The sequence below is a fragment of the Dysgonomonas reticulitermitis genome (assembly GCF_054601275.1).
In genome coordinates, this window is the sequence record NZ_BAAHWU010000001.1 from 214,010 (window position 1) to 231,151 (window position 17,142).

Consider the following 17,142-nt stretch of genomic DNA (forward strand, 5'->3'; position numbering starts at 1 on the left):
TTTAAATAAGTAAAAGTTGTCAGTTTCTTTTTAGTAACTTTGTGCCGTCTTTTATTAACAACATAATAAAGAAAGCAAAGATAATAATTTAATATATATACCGATTGTGAGTAGCAGGAGAAAACTAAAAAAAAGCATAAATACAACGATGGATTTACTCTGTATGGATTGTATTTTTTATAAAGTATATGTTGTGGATGCAGATATAGAAGCAGCCGATAAAGTGATCGTTCACATAGCAGAAGCACAGGACGAACTACTGAAAAGGGCAAATTCCACAGAGGGAAAAGAAGTAAAAGGGAGAATCAAGGCTTATTACAAAAAGCTGAATGCCGATTTCGAAAAGCAAGTAAATGCTATTGGCAAAGAAATAGCAGCATTAGGTTAAATGAGAAGTATTTGTAAATTTATCCTCCGTCTGATAGGATGGAAGATAACAGGTTTGGCAGATCTACCCGGCAAGTGTGTCATCTGCGTTGCCCCGCATACCAGCAATTGGGATTTACCATTGGGACTGATAGTGTACAAAGCCATGGGACGAAAAGCATCGTTCCTCATCAAAAAAGAATGGTTCTTCTTTCCGATGAACCTGCTATTCGATCTGCTGGGAGGAATACCTGTAGACCGTTCGAGAAAGACTTCGCTGACCGACCAAATGTCGGAAATATATGCAAAGAACGATACATTCCAGCTGGCCATAACACCCGAAGCCACCAGAAAACTGAACAATGAGTGGAAAATGGGGTTCTACTATATTGCATTAGCAGCCAACGTGCCCATCGTAATTGCAATACTGGATTATGGTAAGAAAGAAGTCGTTTTTGCCGGTGCATTTATGCCTTCAGGAGATGCCGGAGCAGACCTGGAAAAAATAAAATCTTATTATAAAGGCGCGACTGCCAAATTTCCGGAAAGGTTCTCTTTATAACAGTGAGTAGTCAACAGTAAACAGTTAGTTACGAATTACAAGTTTTGTCGCTTCGCGCCATTGGCACATTTTCAAATTGGCACATTTTCAAATTGACTAATTTTTCATTTTAATAATATGCAACAAGATGACATACTCAGGATTACTCTTGTGCAATACGACATTGCATGGGAAGACAAACAGAAAAACCTGAACAGGATAGATAGTATCGTGTCGGAACTGGCCGGACAAACAGATGTTATCGTGCTGCCCGAAATGTTTTCGACCGGCTTTACGATGAACAGCCGTAATCTGGCTGAACCTACGGACGGGAAGACCATTGGGCGAATAAAAGAATGGACTGCAAAATCAGACGTTGCCATTTGTGGAAGTTACATTGCCGTAGAAGAAGGTAATTACTACAATCGCGGCTTCTTTATCACTCCCGATAAGGAATATTATTACGACAAACGCCACCTGTTCAGAATGGGCAGCGAACCCGGATCTTTCTCGGCAGGAAAAAACCGCCTCATATTTGAACATAAGGGCTTCAAAATATGTTTACTAGTCTGTTACGACCTTCGATTTCCGGTATGGACAAGAAATGTAAACAACGAATACGACTTGCTCATTTACACAGCCAACTGGCCTGCTTCGCGCATAAAAGTATGGGAAACATTGCTGGCGGCAAGGGCAATCGAAAATATGAGTTATGTTTGTGGAGTAAATCGTGTGGGCACAGATGGAAACGGGCTTGTGTACAATGGGTGCTCGAAACTGATAAATGCCCGTGGAGAAGAAATTTCGAATATTGGAATAAGTCAGGAACAAGCCGAAACTGTAGAAATATCCAAAACCGAACTGGAAGCATTCAGGGCAAAATTTCCGGTATGGAAGGATGCCGATGAATTTAAAATATATTGAAAACCAATAAAATAAATAACAAAAAGAATTTATTGATATATTTTTGTCATCCTGAGTGAAACGAAGGATCCCAGCCTTAACAGGCACGAGATGCTTCCTTCGTCAGCATGACAAAGAGAAAGAAAAAATATATCATTAATATTTATAGAATACTTAATCGCTTAACAGATCAACATTATGAAACGAATCTTAAAAACGACTTTATTTTTCGCAGCAATAGCCATTGTTGCTTTTGCAATACAGAGTTGTAACTCTGTGAAACCTATCGACAAAACCAAACTAGAAGGAAATTGGGTATTAAAAACTTTGCAGGGAGAAAATGCCAAAACTGCTTTTGCCGGAGAATTGCCTAGCATTGGATTCGACTTTGAAAAAAACTCGGTACACGGAAGTGGTGGCTGTAACAGATACACAGGCGCTTTCACCCTGACCGAAAAGAACGAATTTTCAGCGCCGAACCTGGTATCTACAATGAAAATGTGTGTAGACCCCAATAAAGAACCGCAATTCCTGACCGCACTATCTACTCCCAATCTGGCAGTTTCGATAGAAGACGGTTTACTAACATTCTCACAGAACAAAACTGTTCTGATTCAGTTTGAAAAAGGAACAGAGAAGCCTGCGCTAACCAGCGAAGCTTTGACCGGGAAATGGAATCTGACATCGATAGCCGGTGGAGATTTGGCTACGCTGTTTGCAAACAAATTACCATCCATGGAAATTACTGCCGATGGCAAAGTTTCAGGTAATGCCGGTTGTAACAACTACCGTTCGACTTATACGTTGGACAGCAATACTGTAACTTTCGGGCCTGCAATATCTACCAAGATGGCATGCCCAGGCCTTCAGGGCGAACAATTATTCACTTCGCTCCTAACCACTCCTTTACAAGCCGCTTTGGACGGCAACAAGCTTACCTTTTCCAAAGAGGGCAACGTTGTGCTTGAGTTGACAAAAGCTGAATAATTTGCTTTCTTCATAGGCAGTTAATATTATTAATGCACATCAGTAGTTGAAATTAAGAATCACAGGAGCGAAGTGTGTGTAATTAAAATGTTCGGTTATTTTATGTATATAATCATTCATAGAACCTGTTTAAATTTTATTCGTTCCGATTTTCAGAACTATTTTCAGAATGATTTTTTCTTTTTTGAAGAGCGAATAGCGGGCTATTCAAGCTGAAGAAAGGGAAAAATCAGATAAAAAGAGACTGAAAATGAACGAAAAAAGAGCTATAATAAAATGTTTTGGTAAAATTTAAACAAGCTCTAAACATTTTACTTGTTTTGTACATTTTGTATTTTTAGTACTAAACGGTTTAGCATCCATAATATAACTGTAAGTATTCGGTGAACCCTGTCTTTCTATCATTATTGCAGCATGTATCTTTGTTAGCAAAACAGAATTTATATGCGAAGCAAAAAGTGGAACATAGAAGTTTTTGAAGCAATTTACAATCGTTATCATGAGAGCGGTTTACCGCCAAAAGCCTTCTGCGCCAATGAAGGGATTCGCCTGGATCGATTTTACGAATGGCGGGTAAAGTTGACCATCCCAAAGAAGCGCCGGTTCATCCCCGTAAAAGTGGGTAACCAGGGTCAATTACGCCTGCCTCACCGGAATAATCCTGCGTATTCATCCCCCGGTACTGTCCGGGGCGGGAGTTATTTTATTTTTTGAAAAAGAGATAATTATTTTATGACTTTAACAGTTAAGAGTTTGTTACTCAGTTTTTTTTAAGACAAATTGGTATTATCAAGATAAACAGATTTTCCCTGGTTATATATTATGTTGTTCCTACAGTTTTGTTATTCGATCGATATATCAGCTTCAGTTGTGTTGGCAATTGTATAGTTAGAGCCTGTTGAACTATAAAATTATCTTCATATTTAGTTTGTTTGGGGCATCTAAAAAATGGCTTTTTATTACAAAAGCCATTTTCTTTTATCTGTTTTACCCTTAATTTGTTTTGTTCCCATTCTTTATTCGCCCACTTTTGCGTAATGCTTGATCCAATATATATTGTATTTGCCCATTGGTACTGCGAAATTCATCCGCAGCCCATTTCTCGATAGCTTCCATCATATTCTGGTCTATTCGTAGAATAAAGCTTTTTGTGTTAGATTCTTTTTTAGCCACGATATAGTATTTTCACTTTTGAGAATTTAATGGTGTAGTGTTCCTGCGTTAACTATGGGTTGGGCAGCTTCATCGGCGCAAAGGACGACAAGAAGATTGCTTACCATAGATGCTTTCCGTTCTTCATCCAGTTCTACTATTTCATCTTTTTGTAATTTGTCCAGAGCCAGTTGGACCATGCTCACAGCTCCTTCCACTATTTTTTCACGTGCCGCTATTATGGCGTCGGCTTGTTGACGGCGAAGCATTACACTTGCTATTTCAGCTGCATATGCCAGATAATTTATCCGTGCTTCAATTACTTCGATCCCTGCTATTTCGAGCCGGCTGTTCAATTCCACTTCCAATCGTTGGCTAACTTCCTCTCCATCTGAGCGAAGGGTTATTTTATTTGCCTCGTTGTTATTATTGTCATATGCAAATAATCCGGCCACTTGTCGTAGTGCTGCATCACTCTGTATTTTTACGAAATTTTCGTACGCTTGCATTCTATTCGAAAATTGAATGTAATTGTTAGTTGTACCTGGTACAACCCCTGAGATAGAAGATGTGTCTATGTCAAACATAGCTTTGTAAGTGTCTCTTACCCTCCATACTAATACAGAACCTATCATAATAGGATTGCCTACTTTGTCGTTTACTTTGATTGGTGGTACATCAAGGTTCCGCGCACGTAGTGTTAATTTCTTTTTGCTATAAAAGGGGTTTACCCAAAAGAATCCATTTTTGGTAATAGTACCTTTGTATTTTCCAAAGAATATCATAACCCGTGCATTGTTAGGCTCTATAACGATAAAGCCCAATATAGAAATAGAAGCCAGAATACATCCCAGTAAGCCAAGAGGCAAAGCCCAAATCAATCCTGTCGATATACCCCATACACTAACCGTTAATACAATAAATGAAAGTAATAATGCTAAAAATCCGGAGATTATAAAGCCCTCAAATGTACGTTCTTGTGTTTTCATATGTAATTTATTTTGATATTAAAATAATATCAAAAATATAAATAATTTATATTAACGGCAAATTATAAGATACATATTTTTAAAAAAAAGCATTTTCCGCCTGACGATGAAATATTTTCCCGTCTTGGGGACTGGAAATTACATAAAAAGGTCGAAATGATTATTTCAACGAAGGTATATGCCTCTTGCAGTATTAGACTGCAATGATTACAGTTTCAGAACAGTAAAGATGTTAATCTCTATTTTCTCAGCAAGGAGGTTGCGATTTATTTATTACTTTTATTTTTCAAAACAGGCGGATAGCAAATCTAATACACCCAATGAGAAGCACTTTCATTCTGATACTATTGTTCCTCACAACCTTGTTTGCCAAGGGTAATGAGCGTTACTACTTTTCCAACCTGTCACTTGCCGATGGTCTGTCGCAGATAACCGTGTCCTGCATCCATCAGGATGCCAAAGGCTTTATGTGGTTCGGCACCCGTAACGGGCTGAATAGATATGACGGGTATAATTTCGACATATTTCTGTCTGACCCCGACGATAATACCAGTATCACCGATAACCACATCATTTCCATAACCGAAGACAGGGAAGGTAATCTATGGATAGGCACAAACAACGGACTGAATAAATTCGATATGAACACCAACAAATTCAAAAGATTTTATGTCGACAGTAACAACCCAAAAAGCCTGTCGCACAATACTATTTATTCCGTTTATGCAGACGAAGAAGATAATATCTGGATAGGAACCGAAACAGGGCTTGAACTCTACAACAAAAAGACAGACTCCTTCAGCCGGATACTTATTGACAACAAACCGATAGATAACCGCATCAATGCAATACTTCGAAAGAATGATATACTATATTTAGGCACCTTGTCGAAAGGCCTCTTTCTGTACAACCTGAAAACAAAACAATGCACGGTATACAAAGACGCGGAAGGTCCTTACAATATTCATAGCAACCAGGTAAAAGCCATCGTTATCGACAAGCTGGGCAATCTGTGGGTAGGAACTCAGACAGGGGGAGTCAGCCTACTCCGCAAAGGAGACAATAAATTCATTCATTACGGGCAGGACAAAGGATTGACAAACAATAATGTGAGGTGCATTTCCGAAACCCCTGACGGAGACATATTGATCGGCACCTTCAACGGGCTGAATGTTCTCAATCCTTCGACAAGAGAGATAGTCCAATACAAAGAGTATGGTATCGGGCAACAAGGGGCACTAAGCCACTACTCTATCATCTGTGCCTATTACGACCGTTCGCAGACGCTCTGGGTAGGAACTTATGCAGGAGGAGCATGCTATTATAACAAATACGGGCAGAAGTTTCGCTACTATAATCCGAATGCCAATCAAAAAAGGCTGTTAGGTATTATCGGCCCGATGGTTGAAACAGCCAACGAACTGTATATTGCCACCGAAGGAGGAGGATTACTTGAAATGAACAAAAGAACAGGTGCATTCCGTAACTATGTGATGCATGAAGGTGAAAACGCCACCTATGGGAAAAACATCATCAAGGCCATGTACCTCGACGGATCGCGAATCATTTGCGGAACAAACTCAGGCGTTATCTACAGTTTCGATATGGCCGGAAAACGCTTTACCCAAATATACAACCTGAAGGAAGAGCGCTCTGTTTATAGTATCAGCCGGAGCGAACGAGGCGACCTTATACTGGGAAGCGTCAGCCTGTGGGGTTTCATCATCGTCTCCGATAGGGGCGTTAAAAATGTATTTCCGGTAAAAGGAGGTAAAGATATGTACTTCTCCGATGTGAGGTGTATCCTTGAGATACAGGACGATGTATTCCTCATCGGCACAAGGAATAACGGGCTGTATTATTACGACTGCAACACCCACATAATGAAAAACTACAAGAACAATCCAAAGGAAAACAATCCGGACAATATACCCGACAACTTCGTTACCAATATAATGAGGGACAGTAATGGCAACATCTGGATAGGCACCTATGGCGGAGGAATCAGCCTGTTCGTTCTCGGAAAAGGGAAATTCACCACTTATAATACAAAAAGCGGCCTGTTGAACAACAATATATGCAAAATTGTAGAAGATAGCGACAATCATTTATGGATCAGCACTATTGCCGGAATTTCCGATTTTGATCCGAAAACAAAGACCTTCAGGAATTATACCCACTCCAACGGGATTAAGATAGACGAATTCACCCTGCACGCCGGAATCAGGCTGGCTAATGACGAAATCATTTTCAGCGGGAACAACGGCTTTGTCCTGTTCAATCCGCGGCGAATGTCCATCAACCCGTATATACCGCCTGTGATACTCAAAAATCTGTTTATCAACAACAGCCTGATTTTGCCCGACGGGCAGGACAAAATATTAAGTGAGCAACTCGGTAGCCAGACAGAAATCATACTGAACTACGATCAGTCGAATATCTCTATCGAATACAGTGCATTGAACTTTATATTCTCCGACAGAAATCAATACGCCTACAAGCTCGAAGGTTTCGACAAAGACTGGAATAACGTCGGTTCGCGGCGTATGGCCTACTACACGAACGTTCCTCCGGGTGAGTATCGTTTTGTGGTCAAAGGATCAAATAACGACGGAGTATGGAACAATGCCGGAACCGGTATCCGTATCGTAGTAAAACCACCTTTCTGGAAAACATGGTGGGCCTACATTCTCTACATAGCCGCGGTAGCTGCCGTCATTTGGTTTATCATCCGTTACTTCACCGAAAAGAAACGCCTGCAGGACAACATCAGGATAAAGCAGCTGGAGGCTAAAACACAGGAAGAGTTTCATCAGGCCCGCGACAAGCTGTTTACCAACTTTTCGCACGAACTGCGTACACCACTCACACTGATTATCAGTCCGCTCGACGATATGGCAGTCCGTGACGACCTGTCGCCGAAAGTGAAGGAAAATGTATTGCTGATGCAGAGTAATGCTCGTCGCCTGCTCCGCATCGTAAACAACCTGATGGATTTTCAGAAGAAAGAAAGCGGTACCATGAAACTCAAAGTATCGGAAGGCGATTTCATAAAATTTTCAGAAGAAATGGTCATGTTTTTCAGAGAACTGGCCTTGTCGCGAAAAATAAACTTTGTGTACTGTCACAATGTGGAATCGATACAATTATGGTTTGATAAAAGTCTGATGGAAAAAGTATTTTTCAATTTCCTGTCCAATGCCTTCAAGAATGTTCCCGATAAGGGTTCCGTAGAAGTGGAAGTCGATGAAATGTACCTCGAAAATCTAAAAGAAGCTTATCCGTTACATAGCGAAAGTTTTACAAACGGAAGCATCCCTTACATTGTGCTCGAAATAAAAGATTCCGGTACAGGCATCGCACAGGACGAACTGGAAAAGATATTCATTCCGTTCTATCAGGTGGCACAGAATGAGCATTCTGCTTCAGGGACAGGTCTCGGTCTCAGCCTCAGCAAATCGATTATAGGAATGCATCACGGCATTATATGGGCCGAAAGTCCGGAAGGATCAGGAGCCATATTCAGATGTATTCTACCTGTATGCAAGGAATATTTCGGGGAAGAAGACTTTGCGGAAGAAGCTGTGGTGTCCGACTTTCCTTATTCGATAGATGTATTGCAGGCAAAAAAACAGGAAGCGAGCAAAGCAAAAAAGACATATACAATTCTCGTAGTGGAAGACAATGTGGATGTAAGGCATTATATTATTTCGCACCTGAAAGATTCGTACAACATCATTGAGGCGGCTAACGGTGAAGGAGCCATAGAAAAAGCAGTAAACTATATGCCCGACCTGATCATCACCGACCTGATGATGCCGAAAATGGACGGCATGGAAATGTGCGCCATTATCAAGAAAGATATTCGGACAAGCCATATTCCGGTGATTATGATCACTGCCCGGACTATGACCGAAGATATGAAGCAGGGATACGAAGCCGGAGCCGACGATTACATCACCAAACCGTTCAATTCGGCTCTGCTGGCTACCCGTGTAGACAATATTATACAGGCAAGGGAGAAACTGAAAGAACTATACGGCAAACGTTTCTCTCTGGAAACACTGGGTGTTGAAGCCACTTCGATGGACGAACGCTTCATGCAGAAGTTATATGAAATATTGGAGAAAAACATTTCAAACCCTGATCTCAGCCTGGACGAGTTCAGCCGTGATGTCGGTATGAGCAGGGCGAACCTATACCGGAAAATCAAATCGATAACCGACCTGTCGCCAAACGAGTTTGTCCGCAATTTCCGTCTGAATATGGGAGCCAAACTGCTGAAAGAGGCCAGAATGCCTGTTTCGGAAGTTTATGTAGCTGTAGGATTCAACAGCCATGCGTACTTTTCCAATTGCTTCAAAACCTATTACGGTGTATCGCCATCAGAGTATGCAGGAAAGGAAAACGATAAGCTTGTTTAAATAAATCGGCGCCGCTAAATACTTAACCTATTTTAGTATAAATCAATTCTATTCCTTTGCCGTTTTTCGGATTGAGGTTACGCGAGTATTGGCGTTGATCGTCGTTGTTCCAGTGTTCGTGTACGCCCAGACTGGCAACCGTTTTGCCGTTTTGCCTGTACACCATACCCGATGGCGGATTGTTCGCGAGAGCCATCTCGTGCATATAACCGTCTGCATTTTCGCGGATCAGCATCCACGGGCGGTATTCGTTATTCGGGTCTATATTGTTTTTCGTCTGCGAATACAGGATATCGAGCCCTACCGAATCAAGGGCCACACCGTCGAGCGAACCCAGCATACACGATGGCCATTCCGGATTTTCGTACGGATAGTTCTTGTTGAAGAACGGTGCATTGGGGAAATGTACGGCATACGAGGAATGTTTGCGTGCGCAGTACAGTCCGTCCAGAATATAGAGGATGGTCTTGGCTCCCAAATTGGGCGATGCCGCAAGGTCTACCATCGGCGAATAAGTGTCCTTTTTGCCTTCACGGTTCGTGTTGATCAGGCCGTGCAGGTCGGACGGCCCCTGTATCGATCCGAAATTGTTCTTGGCTGTCATCGTTACCCCTGTCTGCCCTTCGTCGCCACCCTCCATGTTGGAATAAGGGTAAGAGTGAGCCTTTAGCATGGCCATATTGATGAGGTATGAAGCCTCCTTTACCTGTCCCGGTATAAATGTGGCTTTGGGATAATCCACTCCATTGGAATATTCGATCGCCTTCACCCAGTCGGGTAGTTCGAAGCGGCTGAAATCACTGTACACAGGATGCCTCTGGTCTTCTGTAAACTCTTTTTCCTGTACGAAACGCACATCCTTGAAGTCGCGCCAGATCTTCTCCAGCAGTTCGGCCAGGATATAACGTTTGGCATCGTAGATCACGATCTTGTTCTCAGGAACGCCGGCATGCTTCACCAGTTGCTCCACCATCGCATAGACTGTCTGCGGGGCAAGGTCGGTATAATTGTTGATCCGCTGCGGACGGTTGGTCGAATTCATATTGATCTTCACCGCCACTATTTCGTCCTTGTTGTAGCCCCTTTTCAGGTTCCTGTTGCTACGGTTGTAATGCTCAAAGATCGATTGCCAGGCATTTTTATAATTTTTCCGACCTGTCAGGTCGAGCATAATGGTACCGATCATAGCATCCACTTTGGTCTGGTCGGTATTCTCGTCGAGCCACCACGGACTTTTCATCGATTTCCACTTACCGTCCCAGTGTGCGGCGCCCGGGGCATGTGTCCACGATACCCTGCCCGGATAAATGCCTTTGGCTGTACCTACGGGGCGGTTAGGCGTTTCGGGTCGCCAGTCGTATTTGGTGATTGGTTTCGGTTTGTCCTGTGTCTGCCTCAGGATGGAGGCCTTACTACTTACGAACGGGATAGTGGCAAAGGTTAGGGTTACATACCTGATGAACGCCCGCCTGTTTATTTTACTGAATTGTCGCTTCATAATAGATTTTATTTAGTGAAACTGATTGCTTTCGTTTTTCCTCCGTCCACCGCTTTTACTTTTTGTGACGATTTCAGGATTGTCGTTCCTTTCAGTACGATTTGGCTATTATTCTTTCCCGACACTTCGGTCAGACTGGCGGACGCTCCTGTTAGCCCTGGCAGGCTGAACTGCATGTTCTGTACATCTTTGAAGCGGATAGCCGATTCGCAGCCGGTATACAGCTCTGCCTGAATTCCCGTAGCCGATGAGTTTTTAATATCTTCGAATATGCAAACAGGGCGCCGGTCGGGCTTGTTTACTTTGAATGTAATGTCTTTCAGTATCAGGCCGTCGGCATGTCTTGCCCAGATACCGTATGCGGGAATGGTGGGGCCGAATGTCTTCACTTCGGGATATTCTTTTACGGCCTCCGGAACTTCGTGGCGTCCTTCGGTAACGGAGCCTCCTCCGGGCAGTTCGATTTCGATATTTTCCAAAGTCAATCCCTTCATGTAATGGCCCGGTATGCCTGTAATGAGAATACCCGAAGCAGAGGTGAGTTGTGTCTTTTCTGCGCTCTTAGCTTTCACGTTGCGGATAGCCACGTTCTCGAAAATACCTGTCGGCTGCTGCTCGTCCTGCCCCTTGCGGAATACGTTGAGGCGCGAACCCAGACGGAAAAGTATAGGGGTACGCACATTGTCCATTTTAACGTTCTCTATTACAATATTTTTCAGATGTGCCCCGTCTACAGTAAACAGTTTGATGCCGCCATTGTTCGTGTTGTAGATATAACAATTCGAGATTCTGATATTCTCAAAGGCTGCCATCGATTCGGTACCCGCTTTAATCCCTGCCTGGTTGCTTTTCAGCTTCATATTGTCCACCACAATGTCGCGGCACGGGTATTTGCTGTGTGTTGTCTTGAAACACAGGGCATCGTCTCCGCTCTCCACATCACAATTGGTGATTTTCACGTGCTGGCATCCATCAATGTCGATGCCGTCGTTATGCGCTACGCCCAAACTGGTGATCTTTACATTATCGATCACAACGTCGGTGCTCTGTGCATAGTGCGAAGTCCACGAAGCCGAGTATTTCAGCGTAACGTCCTGCACCCTTATGTTCCTGCATCTGACGATGCGCAGCAGGAACGGCCTTTCGCCCCAGCGCTGCCCTTCGGGGCGGGTGTCGGTTTCTATGTGTCTGGCCTTCAGTGCAGAGCCTTGACCGTCGATAACACCTTTGCCTTCGATGGCTATATTCAGGGCATCTACGGCAGCAATGAAAGTGCGGCCGACACTCACTCCCAGACCGTCGGTAAACGGATCGACCATCGTGTAATCGTTCAGGTCGGTAGAGCCGAGCAGCAATGCCCCTTCTTCGAGGTGCAGGGTTACATTATCCTTGATGACTATCGTTGCCGACAAGTATGTTCCTTTCGGGACGATCACTGTACCACCGCCCTTTTTTGTGCAGTCGTCTATCGCTTTCTGGATGGACGGGGAGTCCATTTGCCTCCCGTCACCCGTTGCGCCGTAATCTTTTACATTGTATGTCTGTGCCGCAATATTCCCACAGGAAATTATCAGTAACAGGCAGAAGAATATTTTTTTCATAACCTTGCTTTTGTTATATTTTCTTGTTCATTTTGGTATTGCCCGAAACGAACCAAAAGTTTAGCGTCCGCATTGCGGAGCGTAGGCGCAAGTGGCTGACACCATTGGCAAATTTTCACATTTTCACATTGATTGTTTCCCCTTCTTTTATCAGCTTTTTCAGTATCGTTTTCGACTGGTTTTTTACTATCACTTCCAGTTTTCCGCTTTTACGGGTCACGTCGATATCGAATGCCTGTCCAAATGAGCGGATCGATTTCAGGTTCATAAAATCCCATACTGCCGGCAGATGAGGGGTCAGTTCGAACGATCTCAACCCCGTCGGACGTATGCCGAGCAATCCTTCCGTATAGATGCGGCAATATAGTCCACCTTCAGCCGACAGGTGGCGCTGCGAGCCTTCCGGCCATGCTTCGATAGCATAAGGGACATGTTCGCCGAGTAGCCTTCTGCGTGAATATTTATAGAGATATTCAAGCCCTTTCTCCGCTGCTCCTGCCGCGAATACTCCCCTGAGGGCGTAGAGTGTGGAGCGATCCCAGAATGTTTCGGTTCCGGCTTGAGTGAGCAGTCCGTCGTCTGTCCACAGGCGTGGCGAGAACAGCGCTTTGATGGTTCCTTCCGCACGGTCGTAAATTCCCATTGTCAGCGGAATGCACATCCACGAGCGAAGGATGTCGTTACCGTCGTAATAGCGATATGTATCGAATCCCTCTACTTTATACCCGAAATGCGATTCGATGGCTTTGCGCAGGGTTGCCGCTTCTTTTTTGTATTGCTGTATCCGGCTGTTAGGCTTACCCAGGTCACAGGCCAGATAAGCTGCCGAAATCAGTGCATCGTAGTATAATGCGGATGTACACAGGTTGGCATTTCCTGCCGGGAACCTGTTTTCCAGCTCATCCGAATCGGAAGCTACCACGCCTTCACTAGTGAGTTTGCGCTTACAGTATTCGAGACACCATTCTATCAGCGTCCACAATTCCTGTGCTTCGGCTTTGCTGCCTCTTGCAAGAGCATAACGGGCCGCCCCGTAAGCGATCATGGCTCCGTCGCCGCGGTCTTTAGCTCCGTGCCATATCGAAGCGCCTTCTGAGATAATGGAACTGGGGATAGGGTTATATTCGGGATTCATAAAACGTGCGAAATGACGATATGTGTTGATTGCCGATTCGTTGCCCACCTCGTAGCCGAGGAACGGGAAGAATGGGTTGATATATTCTGCCTGGTCGTTAGCCCAGATGGCCGCATAATAGGTTTCCCCTCCCGGGCCGTGCATAAATCCGCCTTTCGTTTTGTAGATGCTTTCGGCTCCGCGTATCTTGGCGAAGGCAAACATGCGGTTGAGTACCGGATCGGGCGTTTCTAACACGAGGTTCGACCACCATTCTTTTACCAGAGATTGGCGTGCACTGCGCTCGGCATCTGTATTGACCGAAGCGAAAGCGGGATCAGCCTTTTTCCGTGCCGAGAATACAACATGGAACGAAAAGCTTTCGCCCGGCTCCAGGTCGAACCATCCGCTTTTCGAAATATCGGCATCGATGAGGTAATCACCGTATAGCGTCTGGTCGGCAGGAATAGCGTATTCCATATGCAGTTCGGGCAGGCGCAATATTACATTGGCTGTTCCCGTATTTTTGAAGGTATATTCTTCCAGATAATAGGTTGAAGTGGTGGACGGGTAGTGGACGCGTGTCAGTTCCAGTCCTTTTTCCACTTTTTTGCGGCCCGCCATATAGTCGAACGTGCTTTCTACCTTCAGTAGCCCGTCGAAACTGATCTTACTTACCTTTTCACCTTCCGGATTCATATTAGCAATAGTAACCATTTTGGCGATGTCTATGTCGAAACGCTGCAAGAGGTTGGCTTGTGTGCGTGTGACAGGTTGCATACGCAGCATCGGGAACACCAGCGAACGGTTGATGTGAAACGCTCCGTTGGCGTCTACTCCGTAGCGCAATACCACGGATAACTGCTGCCCGCTCATTTCCAGATGGTCGTTATGGGGCAGGCGGTTGTCGATGATCCATTCTATACCGCCCGAATCAGCCAAACGCCACCTGTCCTGTTGGGCGTGAACAGCACAAAATCCTGTTATCAAGGCGATTATTGTTAAAATAGTTCTTTTCATAATATTTTGGTTTTATAGTTAAATATCTGTTTTATAGATTGCTTCGGACAAATCCTCGTCATTGCGAACGTAGTGAAGCAATCCAGTCATTAGTTCCAATATATTGGATCGCTTTGCTACACTTCGTTTCACTCACAATGACGTAGTTAAATCATTATTCCACATTCAGTCCGATAACCATACTTTCAAGCTGAGCCTTACATGACGGTACAAAGCCATTCTTCATCAGTTCCTCTCCCGAAAGAGTTTTTCCATCCAATTCGAAAGAAGAGTTTTTTCCTGCTTCCAGATTCAGTTCTTTTACTTTATATGTTTTGGCAGGATCGAGCCCGTTCAGTTTTATTTTGCCATTCTGCCCGTCTTCTATCTGATAGACAAATACCACGGCTTTATCTTTATCTTTCGAAACATAGCTAAGTGCTGCACAAGGGTTTTCGTACGGGCTGCTCAGCCGGAACAGGTCGCCATACTGCACCACCGGACGCAGGCTCTTCTTGTAAAGTTCCACGCTGCGCTTTATCTGTAATCGTTCGTCTGCTGTCAGTTTTGACAGGTCGAGGTCTACTCCGTAGGCGCCGCTCAGGGCAACATCGATGGTAAATTTCATCGGACGCTTGCCCATACGTGTTACGTGTGCCGATATGGTATTGGCAGGGAAGATATGCGAGAATCCCCACTGGATGAATACCCTTTTCAACGGATCGGTATTGTCGCTCGGCCAAAACGAATGGAAATACTGCAAACTGCCGTAATCGGTGCGGCCGCTACCTCCTGCGCAAAGCATCATCATTACGTTGGGAAAATTATCCCTTGTCTTTTTCATTAGGGCGAGCAGGTTGTTATTGTAATCGATCAGCAGGTGCGACTGTTTTTCCGGAGAAAGGTAAGACGAACCCGGTTGCGTCACATAGCGGTTAGCATCCCATTTCACGTATGAGATACCGGGATTCGGTCTCAAGGTTTTGTTTATCACCTCGTTCCATTCAAATTGCTGTACTTCGGGGCGCGTCAGGTCGAGTATCATCTGGTTGCGGCCGTATAGCGGTTCACGTTTCGGCTGCGTGATCACCCAATCCGGATGCTTTTCGTAAAGTAAGCTCAATGGGTTTACCATCTCCGGTTCGAGCCAGATGCCGAAGCCTATTTTTCTTTTAGCCGCTTCTTTACAGAGATAAGACAATCCGCTAGGGAGCTTCTTGGCATCTGGTGTCCAGTCGCCGAGTCCGTGTTTGTCATCGTCACGGGCATATTTGCCGTTGCCGAACCAGCCGTCATCGAGCAGGAAGAGTTCTATATCCACCTCTTTGGCTCCATCGAACAGGGATACGATCTTTTTCTCGTCAAAATCGCAATAAGTGGCTTCCCAGTTGTTGAGCAGGATGGGACGGTCTTTGAAACCGTCGCGGATAGTATAATTCACCGCCCAGTGGTGCAGGTTGCGGCTGACCTGCCCTTTGCCCATAGAACTGTATGTCCATGTAGATAAGGGTGTTTTCAGCTTCTGATCTTTTTCGAGTATATATTTCGACATATATGTATTAATGCCCGTCAGTGTGCGCAGATTGTTGTTCCAGTCGAGGTCGAAAGCCAATTGGAAGCTACCCGGCCACGACAGGGTGCTAGCAAACACTTCACCGCTGTTTTCCGAGGCCGCTCCGTCCAGTGACAACATAAACGACGGAATGCGCATCTGGTGAGCCCTTACGCCAATCTTTGAATCCAGTACCTTGATGCCTGGAGTAAGTTTTTCTTCCACCACGGTAGCCTCACGCTTATAATTGCCGCAAAATTGTGTCACCCAGTATTCTTTTGCCGTAAAAATAGGTGATGCCGAAGCGTATTTGTAGAGGGTAACGGAGCCGTTTTCCTGATGGAAAATTTCAGTCCACATTTCTATTACATCTTCCTTTTTATATGTCTTGATGTAAATATCAACAAAGAAAGGATATTGCGGATCTTTGAGTTGGATAACAGTCTGGTCGGAATTAGCATCTACGGTTTTGGTCTCGTGACTCTGATAGTACAGGTCGGTGGATGTATTTCCATCCGCGTGTACTGCCTGTATGGCCGGTTCGGTAATCGATCCGTTTCCTGCCGGAGGGTAAAACTCCTTTTCACGGGGCATACCGTTGCGGGCAGGTATTTTATACAACTCGGTGCCTGGATTTCCGTAAGCCATCTGGTAGAGGCGGCTATCGTTCCCTGCCATCAGTGTCAGTACCGAGTTATTTGTGGTTATCTTGAAAATCTTCCCGTCCGTGGCTCCTTGTCCCCATGCCGTAAGTCCCGGCAGGCAGACGATCAATAGGAATGTCATTTTCGTTATAAGTTTTTTTACATTCATGATTATCAGTTTGTTATATTTGTTGTTTTTATTTTTGTCATACTGACAATAGTAAGGCATCACATGCATCGGAGTCAAGATCCTTCGTTTTACTCAGGATGACAAAACAATATGAAAAGAACTATTAATATGCTTAAATACCTTTGTTTTCCGGATGTGAAACCCGAGGACAAAGCCCCTGCCTTGTCCTGTAAACGGATCTT

The 17,142-nt window shown here is 44.3% G+C and carries 12 protein-coding genes; 6 read left to right on the top strand and 6 right to left on the bottom strand.

Annotated features, from left to right (window positions below; genetic code table 11):
- The first annotated feature begins 163 nt into the window (after positions 1-163).
- From ACYPZI_RS00940 to tnpA, 5 genes are all read left to right on the top strand, one after another.
- Entirely contained in the window at positions 164-388 is a 225-nt protein-coding gene (locus ACYPZI_RS00940) for a hypothetical protein (protein WP_459597701.1), read from the top strand.
- Positions 389-928 carry a 1-acyl-sn-glycerol-3-phosphate acyltransferase gene (locus ACYPZI_RS00945; protein WP_459597703.1) on the top strand — a complete coding sequence of 180 codons (540 nt, stop codon included), beginning with the start codon at positions 389-391 and terminating at the stop codon, positions 926-928.
- 117 nt (positions 929-1,045) lie between these two features.
- Positions 1,046-1,831: an amidohydrolase gene (locus ACYPZI_RS00950; RefSeq protein ID WP_459597705.1), complete on the top strand. Its 786-nt coding sequence runs from the start codon at positions 1,046-1,048 to the stop codon at positions 1,829-1,831.
- 177 nt (positions 1,832-2,008) lie between these two features.
- Positions 2,009-2,797, top strand: a complete 789-nt coding sequence (locus tag ACYPZI_RS00955; RefSeq protein ID WP_459597707.1) for an META domain-containing protein — start codon at positions 2,009-2,011, stop codon at positions 2,795-2,797.
- A 444-nt stretch (positions 2,798-3,241) separates the two neighbouring features.
- On the top strand, positions 3,242-3,511 hold the full coding sequence (gene tnpA, locus ACYPZI_RS00960; RefSeq protein WP_459597709.1) for an IS66 family insertion sequence element accessory protein TnpA: 270 nt from the start codon (positions 3,242-3,244) through the stop codon (positions 3,509-3,511).
- A 279-nt stretch (positions 3,512-3,790) separates the two neighbouring features.
- On the opposite strand, the gene ACYPZI_RS00965 is transcribed toward tnpA, so the two are convergent.
- Both ACYPZI_RS00965 and ACYPZI_RS00970 read right to left on the bottom strand, forming a co-directional pair.
- Positions 3,791-3,970: a type II toxin-antitoxin system antitoxin gene (locus ACYPZI_RS00965; protein WP_459597711.1), complete on the bottom strand. Its 180-nt coding sequence runs from the start codon at positions 3,968-3,970 to the stop codon at positions 3,791-3,793.
- 26 nt (positions 3,971-3,996) lie between these two features.
- Positions 3,997-4,938, bottom strand: a complete 942-nt coding sequence (locus ACYPZI_RS00970) for an SPFH domain-containing protein (protein WP_459597713.1) — start codon at positions 4,936-4,938, stop codon at positions 3,997-3,999.
- A gap of 320 nt (positions 4,939-5,258) precedes the next feature.
- Here ACYPZI_RS00970 and ACYPZI_RS00975 point away from each other — a divergent pair, with 320 nt between their 5' ends.
- Positions 5,259-9,362, top strand: a complete 4,104-nt coding sequence (locus tag ACYPZI_RS00975; RefSeq protein WP_459597715.1) for a hybrid sensor histidine kinase/response regulator — start codon at positions 5,259-5,261, stop codon at positions 9,360-9,362.
- A gap of 22 nt (positions 9,363-9,384) precedes the next feature.
- On the opposite strand, the gene ACYPZI_RS00980 is transcribed toward ACYPZI_RS00975, so the two are convergent.
- From ACYPZI_RS00980 to ACYPZI_RS00995, 4 genes are all read right to left on the bottom strand, one after another.
- Positions 9,385-10,860, bottom strand: coding sequence for a DUF362 domain-containing protein (locus ACYPZI_RS00980; RefSeq protein ID WP_459597717.1), 1,476 nt, complete (start codon positions 10,858-10,860; stop codon positions 9,385-9,387).
- An 8-nt stretch (positions 10,861-10,868) separates the two neighbouring features.
- Positions 10,869-12,461, bottom strand: coding sequence for a glycoside hydrolase family 28 protein (locus ACYPZI_RS00985; protein ID WP_459597719.1), 1,593 nt, complete (start codon positions 12,459-12,461; stop codon positions 10,869-10,871).
- Between the two features lie 115 nt (positions 12,462-12,576).
- A complete protein-coding gene (locus ACYPZI_RS00990) occupies positions 12,577-14,595 on the bottom strand; it encodes a glucosidase family protein (RefSeq protein ID WP_459597721.1) in 2,019 nt (672 codons plus the stop codon).
- A gap of 154 nt (positions 14,596-14,749) precedes the next feature.
- A complete protein-coding gene (locus tag ACYPZI_RS00995) occupies positions 14,750-16,939 on the bottom strand; it encodes an alpha-galactosidase (protein WP_459597723.1) in 2,190 nt (729 codons plus the stop codon).
- Positions 16,940-17,142: the final 203 nt, after the last annotated feature.